General features: G+C 55.1%; 11 protein-coding genes and 1 pseudogene. 6 read left to right on the top strand and 6 right to left on the bottom strand.

Annotation, left to right across the window (positions count from 1 at the left end; genetic code table 11):
• Nucleotides 1-51 precede the first annotated feature (51 nt).
• Entirely contained in the window at nt 52-1335 is a 1284-nt protein-coding gene (locus WMO24_RS14505) for an ABC transporter substrate-binding protein (RefSeq protein ID WP_349217083.1), read from the bottom strand.
• 281 nt (nt 1336-1616) lie between these two features.
• On the opposite strand from WMO24_RS14505, the gene WMO24_RS14500 reads away from it, so the two are divergent.
• From WMO24_RS14500 to WMO24_RS14490, 3 genes are all read left to right on the top strand, one after another.
• A complete protein-coding gene (locus WMO24_RS14500; RefSeq protein ID WP_349217082.1) occupies nt 1617-2306 on the top strand; it encodes a FadR/GntR family transcriptional regulator in 690 nt (229 codons plus the stop codon).
• 24 nt (nt 2307-2330) lie between these two features.
• On the top strand, nt 2331-3155 hold the full coding sequence (locus tag WMO24_RS14495) for a helix-turn-helix domain-containing protein (RefSeq protein WP_349217081.1): 825 nt from the start codon (nt 2331-2333) through the stop codon (nt 3153-3155).
• 264 nt (nt 3156-3419) lie between these two features.
• Nucleotides 3420-3884, top strand: coding sequence for a TspO/MBR family protein (locus WMO24_RS14490; RefSeq protein WP_349217080.1), 465 nt, complete (start codon nt 3420-3422; stop codon nt 3882-3884).
• A gap of 124 nt (nt 3885-4008) precedes the next feature.
• On the opposite strand, the gene WMO24_RS14485 is transcribed toward WMO24_RS14490, so the two are convergent.
• The 3 genes and pseudogenes from WMO24_RS14485 to WMO24_RS14475 form a co-directional block, all read right to left on the bottom strand.
• Nucleotides 4009-4515, bottom strand: a complete 507-nt coding sequence (locus tag WMO24_RS14485) for a helix-turn-helix domain-containing protein (RefSeq protein ID WP_349217079.1) — start codon at nt 4513-4515, stop codon at nt 4009-4011.
• Between the two features lie 130 nt (nt 4516-4645).
• Complete coding sequence (locus WMO24_RS14480) at nt 4646-4810, bottom strand: hypothetical protein (RefSeq protein WP_349217078.1); 165 nt, start codon at nt 4808-4810, stop codon at nt 4646-4648.
• Nucleotides 4811-4827: 17 nt separating this feature from the next.
• Nucleotides 4828-5595 (bottom strand): annotated as a pseudogene (locus tag WMO24_RS14475) (cation transporting ATPase C-terminal domain-containing protein); the annotation flags it as partial.
• A 393-nt stretch (nt 5596-5988) separates the two neighbouring features.
• Here WMO24_RS14475 and WMO24_RS14470 point away from each other — a divergent pair.
• From WMO24_RS14470 to melB, 3 genes are all read left to right on the top strand, one after another.
• Nucleotides 5989-7038 carry a LacI family DNA-binding transcriptional regulator gene (locus WMO24_RS14470; RefSeq protein ID WP_349217077.1) on the top strand — a complete coding sequence of 350 codons (1050 nt, stop codon included), beginning with the start codon at nt 5989-5991 and terminating at the stop codon, nt 7036-7038.
• A 180-nt stretch (nt 7039-7218) separates the two neighbouring features.
• Nucleotides 7219-9300, top strand: coding sequence for an alpha-galactosidase (locus WMO24_RS14465; protein WP_349217076.1), 2082 nt, complete (start codon nt 7219-7221; stop codon nt 9298-9300).
• A 46-nt stretch (nt 9301-9346) separates the two neighbouring features.
• Nucleotides 9347-10879: a melibiose:sodium transporter MelB gene (gene melB, locus WMO24_RS14460; RefSeq protein WP_349217075.1), complete on the top strand. Its 1533-nt coding sequence runs from the start codon at nt 9347-9349 to the stop codon at nt 10877-10879.
• 210 nt (nt 10880-11089) lie between these two features.
• Here melB and WMO24_RS14455 read toward each other — a convergent pair whose 3' ends face one another.
• Entirely contained in the window at nt 11090-11758 is a 669-nt protein-coding gene (locus WMO24_RS14455) for a lysoplasmalogenase family protein (RefSeq protein WP_349217074.1), read from the bottom strand.
• Between the two features lie 57 nt (nt 11759-11815).
• Entirely contained in the window at nt 11816-12010 is a 195-nt protein-coding gene (locus tag WMO24_RS14450; protein ID WP_349217073.1) for a hypothetical protein, read from the bottom strand.
• Nucleotides 12011-12093: the final 83 nt, after the last annotated feature.

Genomic DNA, 12093 nt, shown 5'->3' with positions numbered 1-12093 from the left:
AAGATGTGGGCAAGGGGTGTTCGCCCCTCGCCCACATTTCATACGATCGGATCAGCCGGCCAGAGCTTCGTCCACCTGACCGCCCGCCAGTTCCATGGCTTCCTGTGCGGTCAGCTCGCCCATAACCGCCTTGGTGACGGCGTCGGCCAGATATTTCTGCACTTCTTCCCAGCAAATCAGCGTGGGTTTGAACTTTGCGATGGGTTCATACTCTGCAAAAGGTGCTACCATAATGTTCTCCGGGTCGGTAAATGCCGGATTCTCTTCGTAGTAGCTGGCCTGGTTGGGAACCCAGCCCGCGATTTCGAACACTTTGCCCTGATACTGCGCCTGATGCCAGAACTCCAGCCACTGGCCGGTGATCTCCTCATTGCCGGTGGCAAACATCAGATCGATGTCCATGATGCCCAGGGAATATTTCTCGCCGCCGGGGCCTGCCAGGGGGTCCGCCACAACGGCCCAGTCAAAGTTCTGCCCGGCGTCGCGCATGGCCGCCATGCCCTGCGCATTGTGGAAGCAGGCAGCCGCCACCTGATTGGTCCAGTTGCTCTGCATCTCGTTGATGGTGGCCTCGCCGTAATCCGGCACGGAATACTGAGCCAGGTCCACGTACATCTGCAGCGCGGCCACGCCTTCGGGGTTGTTGAATCCGTTGGCTGTGCCGTCTTCGTTCACAACGTCAGCGCCATAGGCCCACAGGATCGGCAAGAAGCAGTCCACGGTGTTTTTCGCGTGTCCGGCTACCAGCGAGTAGGCGTATTTGGCGTTGGAGGGATCATACAGCTTCGGCGCGATCTCCAGGAACTCTTCCCAGGTGGTGGGGATCGACTCTACGCCTGCCGCGTCCAGCATATCCTGGTTGAACAGGATGGTGCGCACGGACATGTACGAGGGCAGCGCCCACATTTTTCCGTCCACGTTGCACACGGTGCGGGCCGTTTCGGAAAAGTCATTGTACAGCTCTTCGCTGATATAATCCTCAGCGCAGGCAATGTAGCCGGCCTCTTTGAATTCAGGCGTCCAGCCGGAGAAGCCGTACATGGCGTCCGGCATATTGCCGCCCTCGGCCAGGGTGATGATCTTCTGATAGGCATCTGTATACGACCAGGACTCCAGCTTCACTTCCACACCCGTCTGCTCCTGGAACGCAGCCGCTGCTTCTTTCAGCTGTTCCATACCGGTGTCGCCCAGTGTTACATATGTAATGGAACCGGCGCCTTCGGCGGCTGCATCACCCGTGCCGGAACCGGTGGACGTGCCGGAGTCGGAACCGCCGCATCCGGCCAAACTGAGTGCCATTGCAAAAGCCAAAAAGATCGCGAACACTTTCTTCATTTTTCATTCTCCTTTTCAAAAAATTTCCATCACGCGCCGCAGCGGACCGCGTGCTCGTTCCACGGGATAAATTCATATTATGATATGATATTTATCGGATCACGCCTTTATTATATATTGCCCGTTTCTTTTTGTCTTTGCAGATTTAATATGGATATTTTGCATATTTTAATATCACAATATAAGAAAAAAATATTTATTTTGCAAAGTATTTACTTTTCAAAACCATTCGTTTAAAATAATATCATAATATGATTTTCCGTCGAAAGGAGCGCAGCGCCGTGCCGATTGCCAAAACTCGCCTGTCAGACCAGGTCGCACAGGAATTGCAAAATATGATCGCCGATGAAACCTATAAGGTAGGGCAGAAGCTCCCGGTGGAAAACGAGCTGGCGCAAATGTTCAGCGTCAGCCGTGTTACCGTGCGGGAAGCGGTGCGCAAACTGAGCGTCATGGGCATTCTGGACGTTCGCCAGGGCGGCGGAACGTTCGTCAAATGTCTGACGCCGGAATCTTTCATGACGCCCGTGCTGCCCATGCTGGCGCTGGACAAGAAGAACCTCAACGACATCTTTGAGGTGCGCATTCTGATCGAGTGCAAAAGCGCGGAATTGGCCGCACAAAACATTACGGACGCGCAGCTGGAAAAGCTGAAGCGCCTTTTGGACAAGATGGACGCCTGCGCCCTGCAGGAGGATCTGGACACTTACAATCAGTACGACACCAAGTTCCATTATCTGATTTCAGCCAGCTGCGGAAACAAGGTTCTGAAAACCATTCAGGGCCTGGTGGGAAACATGGTGTCCGATGCGATCCGCGCAAGTCTGATCGCCCCCAACGCGCTGACCCGTTCGTGCATTTATCATAAGAAGATTTACGACGCCCTGTGCGCCCACGACCCCGTGGCCGCACAGGAGTATATCCGCACGCACTTGGAAGGCGGTGCGGTCTACATCAAGGAAAACGCTTAACTGGAATCCGTCAAGAGGTGCGTTATGTTTTTTCATCAGCTTTCGGTCGATTCGGTCTCGCAGATCACCCAGCCGCAGACGGTTTCCATGGGGCCCGACTCCTTTGCGCTTTTGCTGAGCACGGCGCAAAATCCCGCGTTCTCCCTGTGCGGCAGCGCGCAGGACAGCCCGGCTTTTTCGCTTTTTCTGTTGGTTCCGGACGAGGCGGAGTGTGTGATCCGGCAGGCATCCTCCTTTCTGCTGATTTCCTTTTCCGTTCCGGACGAGGTCATGCGTGCTCAGATCCGCCTGCTGCCCCGCCGTCTGCCTTTTCCGGAATTCACCGTCCGGCATTTTGCCATTAACTTTTTAAGCGCCTACTCGCTGCACACCCCCATGTATCATGAAAAGATGGCCTACGACCTGCTGACCATTCTGTTTTACGGCCATCTGGCGCAGCACCGCGCCTTTCCCACCGATGCGGCGCTGTCCTTTGACCGCTCGCTGGACACCACGCTGCCCGAAAGCGACACGGCTCTGGCCGTTCGGTACATCTCCGACCATCTGGCGGAAGATCTAACGGCAGACGCAGTGGGCAGCAGCATCCGCATGTCCGGCAAACAGGCCAACGAACTGTTCAAGCGGGAATACGGCTGCACGGTGGCACAATTTATCAACCGGTTCCGCCTTTTCCGCGCCAAGGAACTTTTGTGCTACACCAACAGCAGCATCACCGAAATCGCCACCATGACCGGGTTCAAAACGGTGCATTATTTCAGCCGCTATTTTAAAGAAAAGGAAAATCTTTCCCCTATCGAATACAAGCGAACGGTCACGGAAACCATTTCACTGCATACGCTTTCGGGCTGACCTGCCCTGCGGAATTACAAAAAGCAGCACTCGCAAACCGAGTGCTGCTTTTTTATTCCCGAAAAATTCGATGCCCGCACCTTTCAGACACAGGCCTCATAGTATGAAAAGCGGCGTCCCTTGCGCAAAAGCCGGCCTTTCCGTTGGCCAGCCAACCGACTTTCGATCCCGCACCGGATATACTGATACTGGAAACAAACCTTTGGGCCGGCATTTTGCAAACCGCAGGCGGCTTATTTTCTGAAACGAACCGGGAGGCACAATATGAAAGCTTTAAAATTTATCTTTTTCCCGCTTTTGGCCCTGGGGACAGGGGCTTTTGCAGGATATCTGACCAGCGACAGTCTGGAGACCGTCTATTCCACCCTGGACAAATCGGTTTTCACGCCGCCGGGCTGGGTTTTCCCCATCGTGTGGACCGCACTGTATCTGCTGATGGGACTGGGCATGGCAATGGTCGCTTCCAAAGGCCAGCCCAAAACAGCGCGTTCGGTCTTTTGGTGGTGCCTGCAGCTGGCCCTGAACTTCGGCTGGAGCCTTCTGTTCTTCAACGTGGGCGATTACTTTGCCGCTCTTGTATGTCTGGCCGCACTGTGGATCGCGATTCTGGCGATGACCATCTCTTTCGCCGCCGTCAGCCGTCTGGCCGCCTGGCTTCAGGTGCCCTACCTGGTGTGGGTCGGGTTCGCCGGATACCTGAACGCCGCCGTCTGGGTTCTCAACCGATAACAGCCGCTTTGCCGCAAATACCCAAACCAAACAAAAACACGATGCATCTTTGATGCATCGTGTTTTTTCACGTCATATCCGCCACATTGAACAGCCCTGTCTGCACACCGGAACGCAAATCTCCTCAACGTATTTTTGAAAGCAGCTTTCGCTTTGCCTGCCGGATTCTTGCGGCGAAGCGGCTTGTAAAAATGGCGCCAAGGAACAGCATCCCAAACGCAAAGCCCAGCCCGAACCCTGCCAGTTCCTGATAAGGCGTTGTGTTTTCCAAGTCCGCGGACAAGATCACAAGGGCGGCCGCAAAGCCCGCAAGGCCCGCAAGAAACAACGCGTGCATCCGGCCAAGCAGCCTGCGTTTTTCCTCGCTGCTGTACTCCGCCACCGCAGTCAACGTTTCTGTTTCCTGCTGCGCCGGCTCGCTTTCCCTTTCCCCGTTCAAAAGTTCCCGAAGCCCCACCTGGTAATAATCGGCAAGCTCTATCAAAACGGTCAGATCCGGCAGATTGTTTCCGTTTTCCCAGCGGGATACCGTTCTGCCGGACACGCCGAGATGCTCTGCCAGCTGCTCCTGGGTCAACGAACTTTCTTTCCGTAATTGTCTCAGAAATGCACCGATTTTCCTCTGGTCCATATTGCCGCCTCCCTTTGGAAACAGTGTAGCAGATCCCGCACCGTTCCAACAAGGACACCGAGCGGGAATCGGCCCCCTTTAAAGCGGACATTCTGTGTCCGGGCGCTTCTTTCCTCCCAAAGGCAAAGCGTTATTGCCGGGCACTGTGCTCTTTTTGGGGCTTCATGCCCCAGAACACGGCATTCATCACAATCACGATCAGGCAAACCGCGGCCATTGCCGCCCAAAAGCCCATGTTGATGCCCAGAAAAGAAGTCGTTCCAAACAGGTTGAGCCAAAGCGTGTTCCAATTCATTCAAAGCACCTCCCATGTTAAAGCAATTCCCCGTAATGCCGTACATAAGCCTTTTTCAGGCTGGTTGCCAATGCCATATAAAGCAGGATGCAGGGAATCAGATAGGCAAAATAACTGACCGGCAGTGCAACAAAACCCAGCGCCGCACCCAAAGGCGTAAAGGGAATGACCGTCAGCACAACAATGCCGGTCAGGGTAAGCAGCGTAAGCGGCGCCGACGCGCGGCTTTGCAGGAAAGGCAGCTTCGGCGTGCGGATCATATGGATCACCAGGGTCTGGCTCCACATGGACTCCACAAACCAGCCCGCCTGAAACAAACCGATGTACGTTGCCTGCAACAGCGCCAGTTCCGCGCCATGGAAATGGGCGGGCAGGTCATTGAACAGCACCCCGTTGGACACCACCAGCGGGCAAAACACAAAATACATGAACAGATAGGTGGTAAAATCGAAAATCGAGCTGGTGGGGCCGAGCCAGATCATGAAATTGCCCACACTGGCGGCGTCCCATTTGCGGGGCTTTGCGATAAACTCCTCATCCACATTGTCCCAGGGGATCGCAGTGCAGGAGAGATCGTAAATCAGGTTCAGAAAAATCAGCTGCACGCTCATCATGGGCAGGAACGGCAGCAATGCCGCCGCGGCCAGCACCGAAAACATATTGCCAAAGTTCGAAGAGGCAGTCATCTTGATGTATTTGATCATGTTGGCATAGGTCTTGCGGCCCTCGATGATGTCCTGCTCCAACACCATCAAATCTTTTTCCAGCAGGATAGCGCTGCCGCTGAGCCGATTGCCGGGTTTTACACATTTTGTACATCGCACGTTCCTCCGCATTCCACATCAAATTCAAAACGACCATCTTATCCGGCAGGCAGGGCCAATCCGCCCTGTCCACCCCCTCAGCGGAATCCGTCTCGTTGATATGCTTTCATTATATCCTTTCTCCTCAAAAATTTCAAAACCCGATCGCTGCCTTTCCGCATCATGGCTTTATTGCACACTGTTTGGAAAAGGAGCCGATGAAGCAGCAAAGACCGCTTTGTGTGCCCCGGTCCTGCTTTGACTTTTTACACAATTTCCTCTTGTTTCAAAACGCGATCTATAGTAAAATTATTAGTAATCATTCGGGGGTGAACACGAAATGTTTTACCCTTCTTACGGAACGGAGCAATCACCATGGCGACACTGAAAGACATTGCGGCCCTTGCGGGCGTATCTTCGGCCACCGCGTCCCGGGTTCTGAATCAGGACCCCTCCCTCAGCGTTACGGAACAGACCCGTCAGCGGGTATTGGACGCGGCCCGGGAATTGGGGTATCGGACGGTTCAGCAGCGCTATCAGGCGGTCAAAATCCCGGAGAACACCGGCGACCGGGCGCAGCCCGAAAATGCCGAAAAGCGCATCGGCATTGCCCAGATGTTTGAAACCGAACAGCTGCTGGAAGACATTTACTACATGCTGCTGAAAAACCTGCTGGATGAGGCCTGCTTTGAAAAGCGCTGGTCCACGGTGATGCTGTTTCGCAACGAACAGCACCACTTTGTAAAAAACGACGAACTGCCTTTGGACGGCATTGTGGCCATCGGCCGCTTCACCCAGAGTGAGATCGACGATTTTCACGCGCTCACCGACAACATTGTGTTTCTGGACTCCTCTCCCGACGAGGAAAAATATTGCAGCATCGTGCCCAACTACCGTCTGGCGGTCCAGCAGGTTCTCCACTGCTTCTGGGACCACGGCTACCAGAAAGTGGCGTATCTGGGCGGCGTGCGCACCTTTGGCGCCACCAAAAACCTGACGGTGGATCCCCGGTTCTATTATTATAAAAACTCCCTTCTGGAACGGTCGCTGTTCGACCCCGATTTGGTGATCGACTGCGAGATGAATTCCGCCAGCAGCTATACCGCCATGAACGAATACCTGAGGCAGGGCAAACCGGTTCCCGAAGCGATCTTCGCCGCCAGCGACGTGGTGGCGCCCGGCTTGCTGAAAGCCTTGTGGGAACACGGAATCTCCATCCCCGAACAGGTGGGCGTCATCACGTTCAACAACACCAGCCTGTCCCAGTTTTCCGAGCCGCCGCTGTCTTCGGTGGATGTCTTTCTGCGGGAAAACGCAGAGGCCGCCGTCTTCTGCATGGAGCTGCTCTGGCAGAAAAAGACCCACCCCAAACAGATCATCATCTCCTGCCGGCTGGAAGAGCGCGGCAGCGTGCACAACAAATGAACAAAACCCTGCATGCAGAAGAGATTTCTCTTCTGCATTTTTCATAAAATCCAGTAATTCTTTTAGTGAATATTTTACGAAAATTTTTCCTTTGCACTAAAATTTTAAGTAAATATATTGATACCCTTCTGGCTGAATGCTATCTTTTATAATAGAAAGCACAAAAGGCAGGGGAACATTATGAGCATTGAGGTCAGCGAAAACAAAGACGTATTCCTACTCAGCACAAACTCCACCAGCTACGCCTTCGGAGTGGACGATCAGGGGCTGCTCCGTCACTTGTACTGGGGCAGAAAGCTGACATCCGTGGCGGATTTGGAGATGCCGCCGCTTACCGAAGTTTCCACCAACGACCCCGTGTTTGAGATCACCCGGGAGGAATTTCCCGTGCATGGCGGGCTGCGGTACAAAGAGCACTGCCTGAAGGTGATTTTTGCGGACGGCACCCGGGAGCTGGTGTACCAGTACTGCGGATACGATGTGACACAAAGCGAGGAGCAAGAGGAACTGATCCTTCATCTGAAGGACGAACACTATGCCTTCTATGTGGATCTGCACTATGTGCTGCACCCCGCTTACGATTTGATGGAGCGCAGCGCCGTGATCCGCAACGAGATGTCCGACCCCATCCAGGTGGAAGAGCTGTACAGTGCTCAGTTCCATATTCCCTACGAGAACCTGAACTTTTCCAATGTGCACGGCCACTGGGGCGCCGAGGAGCAGCGTTTTACCCAGAAGGTCAGCTACGGAAAGATCGTCATTGAAAACCGGCGGGGCATTTCCGGCCACAACCACAACCCCTACTTCATTCTGGACCGGGACGCATCGGAGACCAGCGGCGAGGTATTCTTCGGGGCGCTGCGCCGGACAGGCAACTTCCGGGGCGTGGTAGAGCAGACTCCTTACGGTGAGACGCTGGTGCAGCTGGGTCTGAACCCCAGCGACTGCCTGATCGAGCTGGCGCCGGGAGAAAATTTTGCGGCGCCCGCCATTCTCTTCGGCTACCCGCACACCGGCTTTGAGACCATGTCGCACAATCTGCACCGCTTTGCCCGCGACCACATTGTGCACAAGGGAAGCCGGCCGGTGCTGTACAACTCCTGGGAAGCCACGGAATTTCACGTGAACAGCCGGGACCAGATCAAGCTGGCGCAAAAGGCCCGGGAGCTGGGCGCGGAGCTGTTCGTTTTGGACGACGGCTGGTTCGGGGAGCGCCACAGCATTCAGAACGGACTGGGCGACTGGTATGTGAACGAGGGAAAATTCCCCAACGGTCTGGAGGAACTGATCAGCGAGGTCAAAGATCTGGGCATGATGTTCGGCATCTGGGTGGAGCCGGAGATGGTCAATCCCAAGGCACAGCTGTATCAGCAGCACCCGGACTGGATCTACCATTACGAGACCCGGACCAGCGACACTTCCCGCGGACAGTACCTTCTGAACGTGACCAAGCCTGAGGTGCAGGAGTTCATCTACAACATGATGGACAATCTGCTCACCCGATACGACATCGACTATGTCAAATGGGACGCCAACCGCCCCATCTCCCAGACCGGACCCCAGCGAGACATCTGGGTTCGGCACATCCAGACTCTGTACACAATTGTGGATGATTTGAAGAAAAAGCACCCCGAGGTGCTCTTCGAGGCCTGCGCCTCCGGCGGCGGCCGCATTGACTACGGCATTCTGGGTATCTTTGACGATTTCTGGACCAGCGACAACACCGACGCTTACGACCGGTTGTACATTCAGGACGCCTACTCCCGCATCTATCCCATCAAAGCCATGCGGGCCTGGGTCACGGACTGCCCCAACTTTTTGTCCAACCGGGTGATCCCGCTCACCTTCCGGTTCCACAGCGCCATGATGGGCTCTCTGGGCATCGGGTGCAACATTCTCAAGTTCACCCCGGAAGAGATGGAATTGTCCAAAGACATGATTCGCCTGTACAAGGAAATCCGCCCCATCATTCAGGAAGGCGATTTCTACCGTTTGGAAAATCCGTCCGCAGACGATTATTTCCTGTATGAATACCGAAAGGATAACGAAGGTCTGCTCTTCGCCTTCCTGCCTCAGAGCAAGGTGGGGCACCGGGGCACCACTGTTCGGCTGCGGGATTTGGACGAACAGGCAATGTACACATTGCACACAAAGGAGGGCGAGATCACAAAGAGCGGAAGCTACCTGATGTACCACGGCCTGGACCTTCACCTGAACGGCGATTATGCCAGCACCATCATCCGGTTTGAATGCAAGCAATAAGGCCAGGGGTTCCCTGGGATGAAACGATTGTTGGAGGGAAAATGTTATGAAACTGTCCGCTGGAAGGAAGTTGTGCTTCGGCGTAGGCGCACTGGGCAAGGACCTGTGCTATGCCATGATCAGCACCTACCTGATGATTTATTTGACCGACACCGTGGGTCTGGCCCCGTTGTTTGTGGGCAACCTGTTTCTGGTAGCCCATGTGTGGGACGCCATCAACGATCCCATGATGGGTTTTGTGGTAGACAACACCCGTACGCGCTGGGGTAAGTTCCGCCCGTGGATCCTCATCGGCACGCTGCTCAACGCAGTGATTCTGGTTCTCCTGTTCTGGGGCCCGGATCTGGAAGGCTTCAGCCTGTACGCTTTCTACTCCGTCATGTACATTCTCTGGGGCATGACCTATACCGTCATGGACATTCCCTACTGGTCCATGCTTCCGTCCATGTCCTCCACCAAGGAAGAGCGTGACACCATGTCCGTCATTCCCCGCATCTTCGCCAGCTCCGCGTGGCTGCTGGTGGGCGCTTTCGGGCTGGCGCTCATCCAGTACCTGGGCAACGGCAACGAGGCCAAGGGCTATGCCTCCTCGTCCATTGTGGTGGCGGTGATTTTCGTGGCTACCATCCTGGTCACCGTGATCTTCTCCCGGGACCGCAGCTGCCTGGACCCCGCCTCGCAGCAGAACGCAAAGCGCACCAGCCTGAAGGAAGCCATCCACGTGATCACCGGCAACGATCAGCTGAAAGTCTACATCGGCGTCGTGCTGGCCTACAACCTGGTGGTTCAGCTGGCCGGCGGCATGGCTCTGTACTATTTCAAGTATGTGACACAGAACGAGGGCTTGTTCCCCTATTTCACCACCGCCGCCTCCGTCGCCGAGATGGGTGCACTGTTCCTGTTCCCTGTCCTGTCCCGCTTTATGTCCAAAAAGGCAGTGTTCGCCCTGGCCAGCTTCACCCCGGCCATCGGCCTGATCTCGCTGCTGGTTGCCGGCGCCGTAATCCCTTCCAACATCCCGGTAATCATCATTTGCGGCCTGTTCTATAAGTTCGGTTCCGGCCTGACGCTGGGCGCCACCACTGTGATGCTGGCCGACGTCATCGATTATGGCGAGGTGAAACTGGGCACCCGTAACGAAAGCATCGTGGCCTCGTTCCAGATGCTGCTGGTCAAAACGGCTTCCGCCGTGGCCGGCTGGCTCATCGGCGTGGGCCTGACCATCTCGGGTTATGTGGAGAACGTTGCCCAGACCGGGACCACCATCCTGGGCATGCGCATCCTGATGGGTGTCGTTCCTTCGATCATCACCGTACTGGCGTTTGTGATCTACGTCCGCGGCTACAAGCTGGAGGGCAGCTTCCTGGAGAACATTAACGCACAGCTGAAAGCCAGCCGGCAAAACAATAATTCCGTCCCGACGGGCAACGGAACCCCCTTTTGCGGCAGGGGGTTCCGTTTTTTTGCAGATATACCCACGCCAAAGCTGTCCCGCGCATCCTGTGCCGCTTGCTTTGATTCTCCGGCATCGGCTTCCGGTGCCAGCCTTGGTATAATTACGAAGAAAACAGAAGGTTAACCGGGTATGCAGACACATTATCCAATCAAAGTACATGTTATAAATTTCTAAAATTCTTGATTATAAAGCAAAAAGCCGCAGAAATCCCTGCGGCTTTTCATCGGTTTTGTGACATATCTTAATCTTTTCAGAAAAGCGAGTGACTCTCCAGACAAGGAAACGGCGCTTCTGTTCCAACAGCTGCTGCCAAGTGATAGCGTGTCTCCATTCTCAGAACGCGAGGCTGACTGCGATCAGAAACATCGCATAGTAGTAGGTCAAAAGATTGGCGACGTGCACGGCCGGATTCTTTGACGCGTAAAAATACAGGAACAGGATCAGCAGGTCGGAAATCCAAAACAGCGCCGCCCCTGCCAGCACCAGAAAGCACCAGGGCTGGGCCATGCCAAAGGCCAGCTGCAGTCCCTTGCCCAGCAGTGCCGAGACAAAGGCCGCGTAAAGCACCACCCAGGGGCGCAGCCGCCCGGTCTGCATTCCCGGCATGCCGGACAGTACCACCGCGCTGCCGGCCCCCAGCACCGCGGCCAGCGGCACCGGCCAGCCCATGGGCTGCAGCCGGCACAGGCCCCACACAAACAGCGTGTGTCCGGCCAGAAAGGCCCCCAGTCCGGCCAAAAACAGGCCCGGACGGCGCAGGTTGTTGTAGAGTGCCAGCACCACATCTCCCACCACACAGCACAGCAGCGCCGGCAGTAATCGCCAAAAAGCTTCGGGACGGCTGCCCAGAGCAGCGCACACCGCCGCCACGATTACAAAGCAGAGGCTGCACAGTGTCTTTTCGGGCAGATAGCCCCGACCCGGCAAGCGCAGCCGCCGCATCAGCAGCCACAGGGCGGCGGTGTAGGCCACTCCCATTCCGACAATGTACAGTATGCTCATAGGCCGCGCCTCCTTGGCATTGCTTCACTTTCAGTATAGGCAAAAAGCGCCTGACCGTCAATTTGTGCCCTGCCCAAAAATCCAGCAGAGCCTTTGGATACCCTGCGAAGCTTCGGTTTCAGGCTCTGCCGAGTAGGGTTGCTGTGCCAGAACCCCACTGCCCACAAACAATAAAAAAGATGTTTTGAGAAAATCGGGTGGTTTTAGGTCTGGCACGTCAACAGTTTCATTATTGGAAAGAATTGTTTCCATTCTGGTCAGCGGTTCACGAAAGGAGCTGTGAAAATTCAGTATGGTTGTAATGCTTGCAATAATAAATGTGACGGACCTTGAAT

It is taken from the genome of Ruthenibacterium intestinale (assembly GCF_040096265.1).
Taxonomy (GTDB): domain Bacteria; phylum Bacillota; class Clostridia; order Oscillospirales; family Ruminococcaceae; genus Ruthenibacterium; species Ruthenibacterium komagatae.
This window is presented reverse-complemented; position numbering and strand designations above follow the sequence as displayed.

Coding starts and splice junctions, on each gene's coding strand:
- WMO24_RS14480 (WP_349217078.1), bottom strand. CDS start 4,810: ATGAATTGGAACACGCTTTGGCTCAACCTGTTTGGAACGACTTCTTTT.
- melB (WP_349217075.1), top strand. CDS start 9,347: ATGAAACTGTCCGCTGGAAGGAAGTTGTGCTTCGGCGTAGGCGCACTG.
- WMO24_RS14490 (WP_349217080.1), top strand. CDS start 3,420: ATGAAAGCTTTAAAATTTATCTTTTTCCCGCTTTTGGCCCTGGGGACA.
- WMO24_RS14495 (WP_349217081.1), top strand. CDS start 2,331: ATGTTTTTTCATCAGCTTTCGGTCGATTCGGTCTCGCAGATCACCCAG.
- WMO24_RS14465 (WP_349217076.1), top strand. CDS start 7,219: ATGAGCATTGAGGTCAGCGAAAACAAAGACGTATTCCTACTCAGCACA.
- WMO24_RS14485 (WP_349217079.1), bottom strand. CDS start 4,515: ATGGACCAGAGGAAAATCGGTGCATTTCTGAGACAATTACGGAAAGAA.
- WMO24_RS14470 (WP_349217077.1), top strand. CDS start 5,989: ATGGCGACACTGAAAGACATTGCGGCCCTTGCGGGCGTATCTTCGGCC.
- WMO24_RS14455 (WP_349217074.1), bottom strand. CDS start 11,758: ATGAGCATACTGTACATTGTCGGAATGGGAGTGGCCTACACCGCCGCC.
- WMO24_RS14505 (WP_349217083.1), bottom strand. CDS start 1,335: ATGAAGAAAGTGTTCGCGATCTTTTTGGCTTTTGCAATGGCACTCAGT.
- WMO24_RS14450 (WP_349217073.1), bottom strand. CDS start 12,010: ATGGAAACAATTCTTTCCAATAATGAAACTGTTGACGTGCCAGACCTA.